The organism is Mycobacterium sp. E3251, from assembly GCF_001666835.1.
Taxonomy (GTDB): Bacteria; Actinomycetota; Actinomycetes; order Mycobacteriales; family Mycobacteriaceae; genus Mycobacterium.
Map to the genome: position 1 here is coordinate 1 of NZ_LZJF01000036.1, position 15,925 is coordinate 15,925.

Here is a 15,925-nt window from a genome sequence, read left to right on the forward strand (position 1 = left end):
GAGGCTTACAGCCGACCCTCGCGTCGCAGCAGGTCCTGGGCGGACAAGCCGCCGCCCCGCCGGCGCCGGCGCGGCCCCCCGCCCCGGGGCCGACCACACCGCCAGTACCACCGTCCGGCGGGGAAACCCGGGCGATCCCGTTGCCCCCCAACCGTTCTGACGACAAGGACGACACCGTCGAACCCACCACCGCCTTCCCGCGGCCGGAGGGAAACGAGTCCGACGCGGCCACGGAAAAGATCAACGCCCGCGGTGAAAACGGCGACCCGCGCCAGCGCCGGCGTTCGGGCGGCGGCTTGTCCGCCCAGGACCTGCTGCGACGCGAGGGTCGGCTGTAAGCCTCAGTCGGCCTTTGCGGGTTCGTCTGGCTCGGCCTCCAGGAGGCTGCCCTCGTCGGCCTCCTCGGTCTGCTTCTCGGCTTCGGCGGCCGGATCCGCGGCGAGGAGCACCTGCATCGCGTTGTTGAGGAACGCGACCGTCGGCACGGCCAGCAGCGCGCCGACGATCCCGGCGAGCACGCCGCCTGCGGAGATGGCCAACACCACCCCGAGCGGGTGAATCGAGACGGCGCGGCCCATCACCAGCGGCTGCAGCACGTGGGCCTCGAGCTGGTTCACCGCGATCAGCAAACCCAGGGTAATCAGCGCGTACACAATGCCTTTGGCCAGCAGGGCGACCACCACGGCCAGCAGACCCGAGATCAGCGCACCGACGAGCGGGATGAAGGCTCCCAGGAACACCAAGGAGGCCAGCGGCAGCGCCAGCGGGATGCCCATGATCGCCAGGCCCGCCCCGACCCCGGCCGCGTCGGTCAGGGCCACCAGGAAGGTGGCCCGCACATACCCGGTCAGCGATCCGTAGCCGGCGCGGCCCGCCTCGCTCACCCGGTCGCGGACGTCGACCGGGAAGATCTTGACCACGTAGGCCCAGATGTTGCGTCCGCCGTAGAGAAAGAAGATCAACGTGAACAGCACCAACACCGCCGCGGTGACCAGTTCGGTGATGGTGGCCGCGGTCGACAGGGCGCCGCTTTCCAGCTTCGCCTGATTGTTGCGCAACGCCTCGATCGCGGCGTTGCCCGCGTTGTCGATCTGTTCGCTGCGCAGGTGCGCGGGCCCGTGGATCAGCCAGCGCCGGGTGGACTCGATGCTGCGGGTCACCTGTTCGGTCAGGCCGGGCACACCGTCGATGAACTGGAGGACGACGAACGCCAGGATGCCGCCCAGGATCGCGAACCCGCCCAGCAACACCATCGCCACCGCGCCACCGCGGGGCAGGCCCCGCCGGTCCAGCCAGTCCACCACCGGCAGCAGCAGCGCACTGACCAGCAACGCCACCAGTACCGGCACGACGATGATTTCGAGCTTCTTCACCACCCACAGCAGGGCGACCACCGCGGCGAGGATGACCAGCAAACGCCAGGCCCAGGCTGCGGTCTTGCGGACAAGGGGTTCGACCGAAGCGTCGTCGGTGTTTGCCGGCATTGGGTGAGCCTATCCGGCGGGGGGCACCCCCAAACGTCCGCGCGGCCGCGGGCCCCGACCACCCCGGCACGATCCGGTTACGACCCCGACACGGTCGGCGGCGCGCGACGATCCCCGCGCCACCTGCACCGTTACCCTAAATCACGTGTCGCACGACGCACCCGCCCGCAATCTCGACTTCCCGCGCGAAGAGGCCCCGCGCGGGAAGTACTGGTGGCTGCGGTGGGTGATCCTCGGGATCGTCGCCATCGTGCTTGCCGTGGAGGTCGCCCTGGGCTGGCATCAGCTGGCCAAGGCCTGGATGAGCCTGTACGAGGCGAACTGGTGGTGGCTGCTGGCGTCGGTGGTGGCGTCGGCCGCGTCGATGCACAGCTTCGCGCAAATCCAGCGCACGTTGCTGCGGTCGGCCGGCGTGCACGTCAAACAATTGCGATCCGAGGCCGCCATCTATGCCGCCAACTCGCTGAGCACCACGCTGCCCGGCGGGCCGGTGCTGTCCGCGACGTTTTTGCTTCGGCAGCAACGGCTTTGGGGTGCTTCGACGGTGGTGGCGTCGTGGCAGCTGGTGATGGGTGGCGTCCTGCAGGCCGTCGGGTTGGCGCTGCTGGGGCTGGGCGGTGCGTTCTTCCTCGGCGCGAAGAACAACCCGTTCTCGTTGCTGTTCACCCTCGGCGGCTTCGTCGCGTTGCTGATTCTCGCCCAGGCCGTCGCGTCGCGGCCGGAGCTGATCGACGGCATCGGCTGCCGGGTGTTGTCCTGGGTCAACTCCGTGCGCGGCCGGCCCGCCGACACCGGCCTGGACCGATGGCGCCAGACCCTGATGCAGCTGGAATCGGTGAGCCTGGGCCGGCGCGACATGGGGGTGGCGTTCGGTTGGTCGATGTTCAACTGGGTCGCCGACGTGGCCTGCCTCGGCTTCGCGGCGTACGCCGCCGGCGACCATGCGTCGGTCGCCGGGCTGACGGTGGCCTACGCGGCCGCCCGCGCCGTCGGCACGATACCGCTGATGCCGGGCGGGTTGTTGGTGGTGGAGGCGGTGCTGGTGCCCGGGCTGGTGTCCAGCGGCATGTCGCTGCCGAATGCGATCTCGGCCATGCTGATCTACCGCCTGATCAGCTGGCTGCTCATGTCCGCCATCGGCTGGGTGGTGTTCTTCTTCGTGTTCCGCACGGAAAACGTCGCCGTCCCGGACGACGAGGAGCCCGCACCGGAACCCGAACCGACGGCGCACCAGGGCCAGCCCGTCAATGATCCGACCGAGACCGCGCTGCAGGGCCCGTTACCGCCCGATCGCAGCCCGGATAACGAGAACTAGCCGGCGGTGTTGCCGCGCGGCGGGCCCGACAGCGGGTTGGCCGGCGCTGGTGCGACGGGGCCGGTGGCCGCGGGCGGGGCGGCCGGCGTGCCGGCCAGCGGCGACGCCCCCGCGGCATTGCCCGGCAGCGCGGGCAGCCCACCGGCGGCTCCCTGCGCCTGCTGCATCATGCCCATCGCCTGGGTGGGCGAGATCGGCAACTTGCATTGCAGCGACAGGTTCGTCAGGGGCTGGGCGATCGACGTCATGTCGCCGGCCACCTTGGGGTTGGCCTCGAAGTAGGACTTCAGCCCGGTCATCGACTGCGGGCCCGCCTGCTGCTGCAGCATCGAGGTCATCGTCTGGTTGGTCTCCGGATGCGAGTCCAGGTAGTCGCCCATCGACTTGGAGACCGAACCGATCGTCCGGGCGACCTCGCTGGCCGAGCACGGGTCGGTAGCGCCGGTCGCAGCCGGCCCCGCCAGGACCGCGAGGGCGGCGCACGGCACGGTGGCGGCGATCAGCCCGGCGAAGATTCTGCGGCGCCCGGTCGCGGTGCCTCTCGTCATGGAAACTCCTTAGTGTTTGCGACGTCGCACGCAGCACCGACGCCTCGCAAACGGCTGCAATAGACGGCCTCTTCGATAGCGGAGCTCCCCAGGGCCCCCGGGCCATCCGACATCCTGCCATCGCCGGCGGCACCCCTGCCAGCCCGAGCGAGGCCCTGTGAGGAAAATCCCGCCCGGTCACCGGCTCACAACGACTTGGCAGCGTCTTGGCAACAACGCCGTCGCTGCAGCTCAGGAACTAGAAAGCTCACATCATCCACAGGTCGCTGCGGTATTCTCGCCAGCACGCGTTACGCGCTACACGGGGAGTGACGAAATCCAGCAGTTAATGATGCGTCTCAGCCGCAGCCTGCGTAAGTACCGCTGGTTGGTCTTCACAGGCTGGTTGCTGGCTTTGGTTCCGGCGATCTATCTGGCCTTGACGCAGTCGGGGAATCTGACCGGCGGCGGCTTCGAGGTGGCCGGATCGCAGTCGCTGCTCGTCCACGACCAGCTCGAGGAGCTGTACCACGACCAGGGGTCGTCCTCGCTGGCACTGGTGGCGGCCCCGCGCCCGGACGCCAGCTACTCGGACATCAACGACGCGGTCGCGCTGTTGCGGCGCACCGCCGCCGAGGTTCCCGGCGTCTCGGAGGTGCCCAACCCCACCCAGCGGCCACCGCAACCCGACCGCCCGTATGTGCTTTCGCTGCGGCTGGACTCCCGCAACACCAGCGACGTCGCCAAACAGCTGCGCAAGAAGGTCGGCGTCAACGGGGATCAGCCCGGCCAGACCGCGGACGGGCGGGTGCGGCTGTACGTGATCGGCCAGGGCGCGCTCAGTGCCGCCGCAGCGCAGAACACCAAGCACGACATCGCCGCCGCCGAGCGCTGGAACTTGCCCGTGATCCTCATCGTCCTGCTCGCGGTGTTCGGTTCGCTGGCGGCCGCGGCGATTCCGCTTGCCCTCGGTGTCTGCACGGTCGTGGTCACCATGGGCCTGGTCTACCTGCTCTCGGCCTACACGACCATGTCGGTGTTCGTCACCTCGACGGTCTCGATGTTCGGGATCGCCCTCGCCGTCGACTATTCGTTGTTCATCTTGATGCGCTTCCGCGAGGAGCTGCGGTCCGGCCGCGAGCCGCGGGAGGCCGTCGACGCTGCGATGGCCACCTCGGGGCTGGCCGTGGTGCTGTCCGGAATGACCGTCGTCGCCTCGCTCACCGGGATCTACGTGATCAACACCCCGGCGCTGAAATCGATGGCCACGGGCGCGATTCTGGCGGTCGCGGTCGCGATGCTGACCTCGACCACGCTGACCCCGGCGGCGCTGGCGACGTTCGGCCGCTCGGCCGCCAAGCGGTCGGCGTTCCTGCATTGGTCGCGCGGGCCGGAGGGTGGCCAATCCCGGTTCTGGAACCGCTGGATCGGCTGGGTGATGCGCCGGCCGTGGATCTCGGCGCTGGCCGCCTCGCTGGTCCTGCTCGTCATGGCGGCACCGGCCTCATCGATGGTGCTGGGCAACAGCCTGCTGCGCCAGTTCGACTCCTCGCACGAAATCCGCGCCGGGGTGGGCGCGGCGGCCCAGGCCCTCGGCCCCGGCGCGCTCGGCCCGATCCGGGTGCTGGTCACCTTCCCGGACGGCGGCGCCGCCTCACCCGAACACAGCCAGACCATCGGCGCGATCCGGCAGCGGATGGCGCAGGCCCCGAACATCGTCTCCGTGGCGCCGCCGCAATTCGCCGAGGACAACGGCAGCACCCTGCTGTCCGCGGTGTTGTCGGTCGACCCCGAGGACATGCGCGCCCGCGAGACCGTCGGCTGGATGCGCGCGCAGCTGCCCAAGGTGCCCGACCGGGGAACCGCGCGGGTGGACGTCGGGGGCCCGACCGCGCTGATCAAGGACTTCGACGACCAGGTGTCCAAGACCGAGCCGCTGGTGCTGGCCATCGTGGCGCTGATCGCGTTCGTGATGCTGCTGCTATCGGTCCACTCGGTGTTCCTGGCCCTCAAGGGCGTGCTGATGACCCTGCTGTCGGTGGCGGCCGCCTACGGCAGCCTGGTGATGGTGTTCCAGTGGGGCTGGCTGAAGGACCTCGGCTTCGCCCAGATCAGCTCGATCGACAGCACGGTCCCCCCGCTGGTGCTGGCGATGACCTTCGGCTTGTCGATGGACTACGAGATCTTCCTGCTGACCCGCATCAGGGAGCGCTTCCTGCATTCCGGGAACACCCGCGACGCCGTCGCGTACGGCGTGAGCACCAGCGCCCGCACCATCACCAGCGCGGCGCTGATCATGATCGCCGTCTTCATCGGCTTCGCGTTCGCCGGCATGCCGCTGGTGGCCGAGATCGGCGTGGCGTGCGCGGTGGCGATCGCCGTGGACGCGACCGTGGTGCGGCTGGTCCTGGTACCGGCGCTGATGGCGATGTTCGCCCAGTGGAACTGGTGGATCCCGCCGTGGCTGTCGCGCGTGCTGCCCTCGGTCGACTTCGACCGGCCGCTGCCGGAGGTCGATCTCGGCGACGTCGTGGTCATTCCCGACGACATCTCGGCGCTGACGGCGCCCAACGCCGACCTGCGGATGGTGCTCAAGTCGGCGGCCAAGCTCAAGCACCTCGCGCCCGACGCCATCTGCGTGACCGATCCGCTGGCGTTCACCGGCTGCGGGCGCAGCGGCAAGGAGAGGCAGGGTGCGCTGCTGCAGGGGCCGGACCAGGATCGCGGTCGCGATCCCGGCCAAATTCCCCACCAGGTCAACATCGACGACGAGAAGGCGGGCGTCGTGGTGGGCGCCGCCGTCCGCAGGACCGGCAGCAACGGCCACACCAACGGCGCCGCCGGGGCCAAGAAGCGGGTCGGCGGCCTGACGTCACGCAACGGCATCGCCAAGGCGATCGTGGGGTCGGACCGGCCCGTCCACCCGGTCACGTTGTGGCGGGGGCGGCTTTCGGTCGCCATCGACGCGTTGGAGAGCGAGACCGACACCGCGGACCGGCCCGTGTACGAGCGTCGCAGCCCGGTGGAAACCACCCACGTTCAGCTGCCCACCGGCGACCGGCTGCTGGTCCCGACCGGCGCCGAGACGCTGCGCCTGAAGGGCTACCTCATCATGTGCCGTAACAGTCGCCGCGATTACGCCGACTTTGCCGATATGGTTGAAACGTTGGAGCCCGAGACCGCCGCTGTGGTGCTGGCCGGCATGGACAGGTACTACTGTTGTCAGTCGCCCAGGCGGGAATGGATCGCCACCCAGTTGGTCCGTCGACTCGCTGATCCGGATCCCTGTGATTTGAACGACGAGCAGGGGTCCTCCGAGGGCGACGCCCACCCGGACTGGGAGGAGATCAGGCAGCGCTGCCTGTCGGTGGCCGTAGCGATGCTGGAGGAGGCGAGGTGACGTTGGCACCTGACCGACGCTCCACACTGCCGTCCCAGCGGCCGGCTACCGATCCGCGCACCGGTCCCGGCGGTGAATCCCGCAGTGCACCCCTTCAAGACTCCGACCAGCCGGTGGAGTTCTGGCCGACGTCCGCGATTCGCGCCGCGCTGCAAGGCGGTGACATCGCCACCTGGAAGCGCATCGCCGCGGCGTTGAAGCGCGATCCGTATGGGCGGACCGCCCGCCAGGTCGAAGAGGTGCTCGAAGGCACCCGTCCCTACGGCATCTCCAAAGCGCTGTGGGAGGTGCTGGAACGCGCCCGCACCCACCTGGAGGCCAACGAACGGGCCGAGGTGGCCCGCCACGTGCGGCTGCTCATCGACCGCTCGGGCCTGGCCGAGCAGGAATTCGCGTCCCGCATCGGGGTGACCGCCGAAGAACTCGTCGCCTACCTGGACGGCAGCACCAGCCCGTCGGCCGCGCTGATGATCCGGATGCGCCGATTGTCGGATCGGTTCGTCAAGGTGAAGTCGACGCGCGCGGCCGAGTCCAACTGATCACCTGATCGGCAGCACGTCCGATACCAGCCATGCGCCGCCGCGCTTGGTCAGCGCCACCCGCAGCGCGGGCGCCGAGCGGCTGGCGGGCTGGCCGGGCGCGTTCTGGGTGACCCGCAGGATCACCGCCACGCTGGCCGCCGACGGCCCGAGGGCCTCGACGCCGGCCGCCAGCGTCGCGGCCTGAGCGGTGACGTTGTGCTGGGCGAGCTCGGCGCTGGTCTTCGTGTACTGCTCCTTGAACGCGGCGGCGTGGTCGGGGACGATCAGCGCCGTGGCGCGGTCGATGGAGCTGTCCGGGGCGCCCGGGGTGAACGACGCCATCGCCTCCGCCATGCCCGTGGCGACCCGAACCACGTCGCGGGAGTCGTCCTTGAACTCGCGGTCCGAGCGCGTCCAGTGCGTGTATCCGGTGACCACCGCGGCCACCAGCGCTGCCGTGCAGAGCAAGACGACGGCCAATCGCAGGCCCGGTGCGTCGTCATCGGTACCGACGCTGACCGAATCACGGCGCAGCAGCCAGAAATTGACCCCGACACCCTCGACGATCAGCAGCACCAGCACCGAGCACGCCGAAACCCACCACAGCGGCCAGCCGAGGATCAGGCCGATCGCCAGCAACCCCGCGATCGCGGCCAGCGGGGCCAGGATGTCGAACGCGAGCAGGCGCCACAGGTTTCTCATCGGATCGATTCCAGTCCCGAGATCATCAGCTTGCCGTCCACGTTGACGACGTCGAGCCGCAGGTTCCAGTGCACCGTCTGCGGTTTGGCGCCGGCGTTCTCGCTGACCGACGTCGCGACCAGCATGACCGAATCCAGGCGGCTCGCGAAGGGCGGCAGCTTGGTGGTCACCACCGGGCGGGAAACGCCGGGCTGGGTGTCCAGGTCGTGACGCACGGCCTCGACCGCCACCGCGTCGATGCGCCCGGCGCTCTTGGACTGCAGCTTCTCCACCACCTGCTTATAGGGCTGCATGGCAGCGTCGAAGTCGGTGTTGAGTTCGCCGACCGTGCCGTCGTGCAGCCGTTGCAGGCTGGCGTCGATGTTGCCGCTGTTCATGTTGATCAGCACGCCCGTCCAGTCGGCGGCGGTCTGCATGACGCGGGTGAGGTAGCGGCGCTCGGCCGTGTCGTCGCGATGCCCGGACCAGAGGAAGAACCCGAACACGATCGCGGCCACCGACAGCACGCCGAGGACGGCCGACGCGATGCCGTACGGGGAGAACATCGGGCCGCCGGCGCCCTCCGATTCGTCGTCAAGGTCTTCGTCGGGGTCGGCGAGGTCTGCCTCTTCCGTTTCCTGGGTTGCTGGCTCGGTGCGCTCGCCGTCGGACATGGCCCGATCGTCGCACCCGACAAAGATGGAAGGATGGCGGGGTGACAGTAGAGGCCATTCGCTCGGGGATCGACCTGAGCCATGTCGACGCCAACACCCGCCCCCAGGACGACCTGTTCGGTCACGTCAACGGCCGCTGGCTGGCCGAATACGAGATCCCGGCGGACCGGGCGACCGACGGCGCGTTCCGCCACCTTTACGACCGCGCCGAGGAACAGGTGCGCGACCTGATCATCGAGGCCAGCGAGACCGGCGCGGCCCCGGGCACCGATCAGCAGCGCATCGGCGACCTCTACGCCAGCTTCCTCGACGAGGAAGCCATCGAGCGTCGCGGGCTGCAACCGCTGCTCGACGAGCTGGCCACCATCGACGAGGCCGCCGACCCGGACGCGTTGGCCGCGGCGATTGGTGCGCTTCAGCGCACGGGAGTGGGCGGCGGCGTCGGGCTGTATATCGACACCGACGCCAAGAACTCGGCCCGGTACCTGGTGCACGTCACCCAGTCCGGCATCGGATTGCCCGACGAGTCCTACTTCCGCGAAGAGCGGCACGCCGAGGTGCTGGCGGCATATCCCGGTCACATCGCGCGGATGTTCGGCTTGGTGTACGGCGCGGCGCCGGACGGGCACGCCGACACCGCGGCCCGCATCGTGGCGCTGGAGGGCAAGCTGGCCGCCGCGCACTGGGATGTGGTCAAGCGACGGGACGCCGAGCTCAGTTACAACCTGCGCACCTTCGCTGATCTGCAGACCGAAGGGCGGGGCTTCGACTGGACCGGCTGGGTTGACGCGCTGGGCGCCACGCCGGAGGAATTCGCGGAAACCATTGTGCGGCAACCTGATTACCTCACCGCCTTCGCCGCCCTGTGGTCCAGCGCCGACCTGGCGGACTGGAAGGATTGGGCCCGTTGGCGGTTGATCCGTGCCCGTGCGTCCTGGTTGACCGACGAGCTGGTCGCCGCGGATTTCGACTTCTACGGCCGCCTGCTCACCGGCGCCGAGCAGATCCGGGAACGCTGGAAGCGGGCGGTGTCGCTGGTGGAACACCTGATGGGCGATGCCGTCGGAAAGCTCTATGTACAGCGGTATTTCCCGCCGGACGCCAAAGCCCGCATCGACGCGCTGGTGGAGAACCTGAAGTCGGCCTACCGGCTGTCCATCAACGAGCTGGACTGGATGACGCCGCAAACCCGGGAGCGTGCCCTGGCCAAGCTGGACAAGTTCGTCGCCAAGGTCGGCTACCCGGCGAAGTGGCGGGACTACTCCAAGGTGGTGATCGACCGCACCGACCTCTACGGCAACTTCCAGCGCGGCTACGCGGTCAACCACGACCGCGAACTCGCCAAGCTGGGCGGCCCGGTCGACAAGGACGAGTGGTTCATGACGCCCCAGACGGTCAACGCCTACTACAACCCGGGGATGAACGAAATCGTCTTTCCGGCAGCCATTCTGCAGCCGCCGTTCTTCGACGCCGAGGCCGACGACGCCGCCAACTACGGCGGGATCGGCTCGGTGATCGGGCACGAGATCGGGCACGGCTTCGACGACCAGGGCGCCAAGTACGACGGCGACGGCAACCTGGTGGACTGGTGGACCGACGCCGACCGCGCCGAATTCGGCGCTCGCACCAAGGCCCTGATCGAGCAGTACGAGGCGTACACGCCGCGCGGGCTGGACACCGGTCACCACGTCAACGGCGCCTTCACCGTCGGGGAGAACATCGGCGACCTGGGCGGCTTGTCAATCGCCCTGCTGGCCTATCAGCTGTCGCTGCAGGGCCAACCCGCGCCCGTCATCGACGGTCTCACCGGGGTGCAGCGGGTGTTCTACGGCTGGGCTCAGGTGTGGCGCACCAAATCCCGTCGGGCGGAAGCGATCCGGCGGTTGGCGACCGATCCGCACTCGCCGCCGGAGTTCCGCTGCAACGGCGTCATCCGCAATATGGACGCCTTTTACGAGGCGTTCGGAGTCGCCGAGGGCGACGCGTTGTTCCTCGAGCCGCAGCGGCGGGTCAGGATCTGGAACTAAGCGACCGCTTCGATGCGCGCCGGCACGTGCTTGTGCCACGGCGTGCCGGCGTAGGGGTCGCGCCACTCCGTCGAGGTGAGCGCGTTCGGGGCGACGCCCCGGACCACGGTATGCCCGTCGGCGTCGACGTAGTCGAGCCCAAACCCGTTGGGCAGGGCCGCATGTCCGGCCAGCATGGTCTCGGTGATCTCGACGGTGGCCTCGGCACTGCCGGCCGCGGTGCTGATGCGGGCGCGGCACCCGTCGACGAGTCCGAGCGCCTGGGCGTCCTCGACGCTCACGCGCAGCGCACCGTCCGCGTCGCGTTTGCGCCAGGAGGGGTCGCGGAAGATGTCGTTGGCGGTGTAGGCGCGGCGCTCGCCCACCGACAGCACGATCGGGAAATCCGGCGTGGTCAGGCGCGGCGGGGCCCCGGTCAGCGCCCGCAAATCGTCGAGCATCGCGGGGATTTCCAGCGCGATCTTGTGGTCGGCGTGGCTGATCAAAGCGAAGTCGTCCTCGTAGTTGTGGACGGTGAACGTCACCCCGGACGGGGTGTCGAGGATTGCGTCGAACAGCGCGTTGCCGTCGGCGTGACCGGCGCGGCGCACCGCCTCGGGATAGGTCAGCGCGGCCTTCTGGGCGAGCCCCCACAGCGCGGCCGCGCCGCGCAGGCCGTCCGGCAGCGTGGGCCCGAGCGTCTCGTAGAGGACATAGGGAAGCAGCTTGGCGACGGTCGGGTTGGTCGCGGTGGCGGTCAGGAAGGCTTCGGTGTAGGCCGCTCGCCCGCGCCGGGCGGCTTCGGACAGTGGCCGCAGATCCTTGTCGTCGACCACGCCCAGGGCGCGCACCAGCCGAGCCCAGATCTCCGGCTCGGGCAATGTCCCCGGCAGCGGTTCGAGTAACGGCCGGCGCAGCTGAAAAGCGTTGTGCGGGAACTCTAGATTGAAGAATGTGGCTTCCGGCTTCTCGAACTGGGACGCAGCGGGCAGCACGTAGTGCGCGAGCCGGGCGGTCTCGGTCATCGCGACGTCGATGACGACCATCAGTTCCAGCGCTTTGAAGGCCTCCCGGCAGGCGGCCGAGTTGGCCAGCGAATGCGCGGGATTGCTGCTCTCCACGATCATGGCCCGGAACCGGTCCGGGTGGTCGGTCAGGATCTCCTCGGGCACGACGTTGCTGGGCACCAATCCGGAGATGATGGGGGCGCCGGTCACCGGGGTGCGCCCGGAGAACTGGCCGAACAGCGGCCCGAAGGCCGAATGTAGATGCTGGCCACCCTTTTTCGCGAAGTTGCCGGTGAATATCCACAGCAGCTTGTTCAGGTACGAGCAGAGCGTGCTGTTGGGCGCCTGCTGCACGCCGAGATCCTCGAATACCGAGATGCTGTCCGCGGCGGCGATGCGCCGCGCCGCCGCGCGCAACAACTCCTCGTCCACCCCGCACCGTTGCGCGTAGTCGGCAACCGGCACCTCGCGCAGCTCGGCGCGGACGGCGTCGGCGCCGCGCACGTGTTCGGCCAGAAACGTTTCGTCACAGAGGTTTTCCTGGACCAGGACGGCCGCCAGCGCGGCCAGGCACCACGCGTCGGTGCCGGGTTGCACCCGTAGATGAAAGTCGGACATCTTGGCGGTGTCGGTGACGACCGGATCGATGACGATCATCGACCGGTCCGGGTCCTTGGCGATCTCGTTGAGCACCACCCGGGCGCGGGGAAAGCTCTGCGACATCCACGGGTTCTTCCCGACGAACACCGACACTTCGGCGTGCTCGAATTCGCCCCGCGTGTGACCGCCGTACAGCTGAGTGTCGATCCAGGCTTCACCGGTCTTCTCCTGCGCCAGGGCATTTGACCGGTATCGCGAGCCGAGGGCTTTGAGGAAGGCGCCGCTGTAGGCACCGCCCAGGTGATTGCCCTGCCCGCCACCGCCGTAGTAGAAGATCTTGTCTCCGCCGTAGGCGTCGCGGATGTGCTTGAACCCGTCGGCGATCTCGACAATCGCGGTGTCCCAGTCGATTTCCTCGAAAGTGCCGTCGGCGCGCCGGCGCAGCGGAGAGGTCAATCGGGCGCCGCTGTTTTGATAGTGGTCCAGCCGCAAGGCTTTGTTGCAGGTGTAACCCTGCGACGCCGGGTGGGCCTTGTCGCCCCGGATGCGGGCCAGCTTCCGATCTTCGACTTGGACGACGATGCCGCAGTTGCACTCGCAGAGGATGCACGCCGTGGGCTTCCATTCACCGGTCATCGCGGGAGGTCCTTTCCGTTCGCCTCGGCCGACAGCAGGTCACGTAGCTGGCGGTGCACGACGTCGAGGGGGCTCAGGTCGCGCCGCACCCGGGCCAGCACGATCGCGCCCTCCAGCGCGGTGGTGGCCAGCATCGCCAACTCGCCGGCCCGTGCGCGCGGTATGCCGTCGGCGACGAAGCGCTGCGCGATCAGGTCGGTCCAGCGGTCGAACACCGACGCCGCCCGTTCGACGACGGGCGCCATGCGCTCTTCCTCGCCGGCCTCCACGGAAACCGCGACCACGGGGCAGCCCGCGCGGAAGTCGCTGTCGAGCAACTGGCGGCGATACTTGTCGATGAGGGTGTCCATCAGCTGGGGGCCGTTTTCGGCTTCGGCGATGATCGCGGCGACGTGCTCGCCGGCGTAATCCACCGCCTCGCAGAGCAGTTGGGTCCGGCCGCCCGGGAAGTAGTGATAGGCCGATCCGCGCGGTGCGCGGCTGTGCTCGAGGACGTCCGAGATCGCGGTGGCGTGGGCCCCTCGCTCCCTGATCAACAACGCGGCCGAGATCACCATCCGCTCGCGTGGACTGCGCATCGCCGCTCCTTCGGGCCGCTTGGTTATGTATGTTGCTATACATAATACGCGGCGCGCAAGGGGTACCACGAGCAGACACAAGATCGCCCAGTCCGAGCCGGAATGGGCGATCTTGTGTCTTGTCGGTTAAGCCGTCAGTTGATCCAGTCGGCGGAGCCGTCGTTCTTCTTGTAATTGCCGCCGCTGGAGTTCTTCACGACGATGGGATCACCCGGGCCGAAGTTGTCGAAGAACCACTTGGCGTTGGTGGGGCTGATGTTGATGCAGCCGTGGCTGACGTCGCGCTTGCCCTGATCGTCGACCGACCACGGCGCGCTGTGCACATAGTCGCCGACGTTGTCGAAGCGGACCGCGTCCTCCACCGTCACCTTGTAGCCGTAGGTCGAGTTGACCGGGACCCCGTAGGTCGACGAATCCATCACCACCGACGCCTTCTTGTCCTGCACGTAGTAGGTGCCATTGGGCGTCTGGTGGTTGCCGGACGTCATGCCCATCGACATCGGGAAGGTCTTCTCCACGGTGCCGTTGCGGGTGATGGTCAGCTGATGGGTGGCGTCGTCAGCCGTGGCCACCAGCGTGTCGCCGGTCTGGAAGTTGGTGACGGTGCCCCCGGCGTCGACGGTCACCGCGGTGTGCGCGGGCCAGAAGCTCAGCGGACGCCAGCGCAGCTGGGTCGGGGTCATCCAGTAGAACTTGCCCGGCACCGGCGGCACGGACGAGACGTGGACCGCATCGATGGCCGCGCCGGCGTCGTCAACCGTTCCGGGGAAGTTGATGATGATCGGCTGGGCCACCCCGACCGTCGAGCCGGTTTTCGGGACGAACGTCGGCGGCCCGAACGGGGCCTTGCCGGTGAACGGGGTGGGGTTCTGCCCCGCGGCCGAGGCGGCCGCCGGCTGCGCCATCGGGGGCATCCAGGGCGGCGGTGCCGGGGCGTCGGGCGGAGGCGGCGGCGCGAACGGGTCGGGCGGCGGCGCGGGCGGCCCGGGTGGGCCCGCCACCACGCCCGGATCACCGGGGGCCGGGTCCGGGTCCGCAAGCGCCGGAGCGGCGCTCAGGACCAGTGCCAAACCCATGACAGAAGCCAATCCGGCTGCGTTCAGGGCGGCCCAAAGCCTCCCTCGCGTCCAGCCCGACATATGCATCCCTCCACGCTCGAGTACCTGACCCAGTGTGGCATAGGGCGCACTCCAGCTAACGCATTCCGGGTTGCCGGGTGCCGGGTTCCGGCCGCATTTGCGCCGTTGAGCTGGTCAGCTATGAATCGCGTGAGGTTGTCGGCGCAACGTCGAGCGCCTGGCGGTTTGCCGCCGCACCGACCAGCGCGGCAGCCATCAAACCGGCCGACGCGGCCAGCATCAGGACGACGCTGCGCTCGTACAGCAGGCCGCCGGCGAGCGCGCCCGCCATGATGCCCACCTGAAACGCCGTCACGTACAGCCCCGACGCCCCGTCGGGATCGTCGGCGCCACTGCGCATCGCGGCGGACTGCATCATCGGCGACACGGCGGTGGCCATCGCCCCCCAGAGCACGATCGCGGCCGTCCCGATCAAGGCCGCCGCCGCGGCGGGCTTGCCGCCCAGCGCCAGCGCGGTCAGCACGACGAGTGCGGCCGTCAGGCCGAACATGCAACCGATGATCGCCCCTTTGGGCCGGCGGTCGAGTGGCCGCGCCACCAGGCCGACGGCGAGCACCCCGGCGGCGCCGTAAGCGGCCAGCACCCACGCGAGGTTGGGCCCGCGCACGCCGACGACTTCGCGGATGATCTCGACGATGTAGGTGTACGAGACGAAATGACCGGTCACGCCGACCATGGTGATGATGCTGACGATGATCAGCCGGCGGTTGCGGTGGTGGCGGGCCCGGGGCCCCACGCACTCGAGCTGGTCCGCGGTCAGCACCATCTCCGGCAACATCACCCTGGCGGCCACCGTGACGATGGCGGCCGCCACGGTCACGCACACCACCGCCAGGCGCCAGCCCCACATCAGGCTCATCGCCGCGGTCAGCGGGCTTCCGACGACCAGCGCCAGGCTGGTCCCGATGTAGATCGACATCGTCGCGCGGCCGGCGTGGCTGGGCGGTACCAGCCGGGTCGCGATCGGCGCGATGACCGACCAGAGCAGGCCATGGGTGATCGCGCAGAGCACGCGACCGGCGGCCAGCACCGCGAAGGTGGGCGCCAGCGCGGAGATCACCTGGGAGACGGTCAGGCAGGTCAGGCTCAGGACCAGCACCCGGCGGCGCGGCAGGTGCGCGGTCCAGCGCACCAGCGGGATCGTGGTCAGGGCCGCCACCAGGGCGTACCACGACAACAGGGTGCCCACCAGCACCAGGCTGACGTGCAGGTTGCGGGCGATCGCCGGCAGCGCGCCGACGGGCAGGATCTCGGCGGTGACATAGATGAACGCCGCCGCGGCCAGCACGACGAGCTGGGCGGCGATCCGTGGGGTCCACGTTCGCGCGGCAGCGGCAGCATTGGATTCGGCAGTCAT

12 protein-coding genes and 1 pseudogene are annotated in these 15,925 nt (G+C 69.1%); 5 read left to right on the forward strand and 8 right to left on the reverse strand.

What is annotated here, in order from left to right; genetic code table 11:
- Positions 1 to 338: pseudogene (locus tag A5697_RS27975) on the forward strand (hypothetical protein); the annotation flags it as partial.
- A 3-nt stretch (positions 339 to 341) separates the two neighbouring features.
- On the opposite strand, the gene A5697_RS04970 reads toward A5697_RS27975, so the two are convergent.
- The gene (locus A5697_RS04970) at positions 342 to 1,484 is read right to left on the reverse strand and encodes an AI-2E family transporter (RefSeq protein WP_067946226.1); all 1,143 of its coding nucleotides are present in this window, start codon (positions 1,482 to 1,484) and stop codon (positions 342 to 344) included.
- 145 nt (positions 1,485 to 1,629) lie between these two features.
- Between A5697_RS04970 and A5697_RS04975 the strand changes: the two genes are divergently transcribed.
- Positions 1,630 to 2,799, forward strand: a complete 1,170-nt coding sequence (locus A5697_RS04975) for a TIGR00374 family protein (RefSeq protein WP_067946228.1) — start codon at positions 1,630 to 1,632, stop codon at positions 2,797 to 2,799.
- On the opposite strand, the gene A5697_RS04980 is transcribed toward A5697_RS04975, so the two are convergent.
- A complete protein-coding gene (locus tag A5697_RS04980; RefSeq protein ID WP_067946230.1) occupies positions 2,796 to 3,347 on the reverse strand; it encodes a hemophore in 552 nt (183 codons plus the stop codon). The genes A5697_RS04975 and A5697_RS04980 overlap by 4 nt on opposite strands.
- Positions 3,348 to 3,675: 328 nt before the next feature.
- On the opposite strand from A5697_RS04980, the gene A5697_RS04985 reads away from it, so the two are divergent.
- Both A5697_RS04985 and A5697_RS04990 read left to right on the forward strand, forming a co-directional pair.
- Positions 3,676 to 6,726, forward strand: a complete 3,051-nt coding sequence (locus A5697_RS04985) for an efflux RND transporter permease subunit (RefSeq protein WP_068008510.1) — start codon at positions 3,676 to 3,678, stop codon at positions 6,724 to 6,726.
- Positions 6,723 to 7,265, forward strand: coding sequence for a hypothetical protein (locus tag A5697_RS04990; protein ID WP_067946234.1), 543 nt, complete (start codon positions 6,723 to 6,725; stop codon positions 7,263 to 7,265). Before A5697_RS04985 ends, A5697_RS04990 begins: the two co-directional genes overlap by 4 nt.
- Here the strand turns inward: A5697_RS04990 and A5697_RS04995 are convergent, their stop codons facing one another.
- Positions 7,266 to 7,949, reverse strand: a complete 684-nt coding sequence (locus A5697_RS04995; protein WP_068008512.1) for a hypothetical protein — start codon at positions 7,947 to 7,949, stop codon at positions 7,266 to 7,268.
- Positions 7,946 to 8,602 (reverse strand): hypothetical protein, encoded by a 657-nt coding sequence (locus tag A5697_RS05000; RefSeq protein ID WP_067946238.1) that lies wholly within the window; start codon positions 8,600 to 8,602, stop codon positions 7,946 to 7,948. The genes A5697_RS04995 and A5697_RS05000 overlap by 4 nt, the downstream gene beginning before the upstream one ends.
- 41 nt (positions 8,603 to 8,643) lie before the next feature.
- On the opposite strand from A5697_RS05000, the gene A5697_RS05005 reads away from it, so the two are divergent.
- On the forward strand, positions 8,644 to 10,629 hold the full coding sequence (locus A5697_RS05005) for a M13 family metallopeptidase (RefSeq protein ID WP_068008515.1): 1,986 nt from the start codon (positions 8,644 to 8,646) through the stop codon (positions 10,627 to 10,629).
- On the opposite strand, the gene A5697_RS05010 is transcribed toward A5697_RS05005, so the two are convergent.
- The 4 genes from A5697_RS05010 to A5697_RS05025 all read right to left on the reverse strand — a co-directional run bounded on the left by A5697_RS05010 (position 10,626) and on the right by A5697_RS05025 (position 15,925).
- Positions 10,626 to 12,851, reverse strand: coding sequence for a molybdopterin-dependent oxidoreductase (locus A5697_RS05010; protein WP_068008518.1), 2,226 nt, complete (start codon positions 12,849 to 12,851; stop codon positions 10,626 to 10,628). The two genes, A5697_RS05005 and A5697_RS05010, sit on opposite strands and share 4 nt — an antisense overlap.
- Positions 12,848 to 13,429: a TetR/AcrR family transcriptional regulator gene (locus A5697_RS05015; RefSeq protein ID WP_156673162.1), complete on the reverse strand. Its 582-nt coding sequence runs from the start codon at positions 13,427 to 13,429 to the stop codon at positions 12,848 to 12,850. Before A5697_RS05015 ends, A5697_RS05010 begins: the two co-directional genes overlap by 4 nt.
- 134 nt (positions 13,430 to 13,563) lie before the next feature.
- On the reverse strand, positions 13,564 to 14,568 hold the full coding sequence (locus tag A5697_RS05020; RefSeq protein ID WP_067946247.1) for a L,D-transpeptidase family protein: 1,005 nt from the start codon (positions 14,566 to 14,568) through the stop codon (positions 13,564 to 13,566).
- Between the two features lie 118 nt (positions 14,569 to 14,686).
- Positions 14,687 to 15,925 (reverse strand): MFS transporter, encoded by a 1,239-nt coding sequence (locus tag A5697_RS05025; protein WP_067946248.1) that lies wholly within the window; start codon positions 15,923 to 15,925, stop codon positions 14,687 to 14,689.

Excerpts from the sequence above, each read along its gene's own strand:
- A5697_RS04970 (WP_067946226.1), bottom strand. The coding sequence starts at position 1,484 with ATGCCGGCAAACACCGACGACGCTTCGGTCGAACCCCTTGTCCGCAAG.
- A5697_RS04980 (WP_067946230.1), bottom strand. The coding sequence starts at position 3,347 with ATGACGAGAGGCACCGCGACCGGGCGCCGCAGAATCTTCGCCGGGCTG.
- A5697_RS04985 (WP_068008510.1), top strand. The coding sequence starts at position 3,676 with ATGATGCGTCTCAGCCGCAGCCTGCGTAAGTACCGCTGGTTGGTCTTC.
- A5697_RS04995 (WP_068008512.1), bottom strand. The coding sequence starts at position 7,949 with ATGAGAAACCTGTGGCGCCTGCTCGCGTTCGACATCCTGGCCCCGCTG.
- A5697_RS05000 (WP_067946238.1), bottom strand. The coding sequence starts at position 8,602 with ATGTCCGACGGCGAGCGCACCGAGCCAGCAACCCAGGAAACGGAAGAG.
- A5697_RS05010 (WP_068008518.1), bottom strand. The coding sequence starts at position 12,851 with ATGACCGGTGAATGGAAGCCCACGGCGTGCATCCTCTGCGAGTGCAAC.
- A5697_RS05015 (WP_156673162.1), bottom strand. The coding sequence starts at position 13,429 with ATGCGCAGTCCACGCGAGCGGATGGTGATCTCGGCCGCGTTGTTGATC.
- A5697_RS05020 (WP_067946247.1), bottom strand. The coding sequence starts at position 14,568 with ATGTCGGGCTGGACGCGAGGGAGGCTTTGGGCCGCCCTGAACGCAGCC.
- A5697_RS05025 (WP_067946248.1), bottom strand. The coding sequence starts at position 15,925 with ATGACTGCCGAATCCAATGCTGCCGCTGCCGCGCGAACGTGGACCCCA.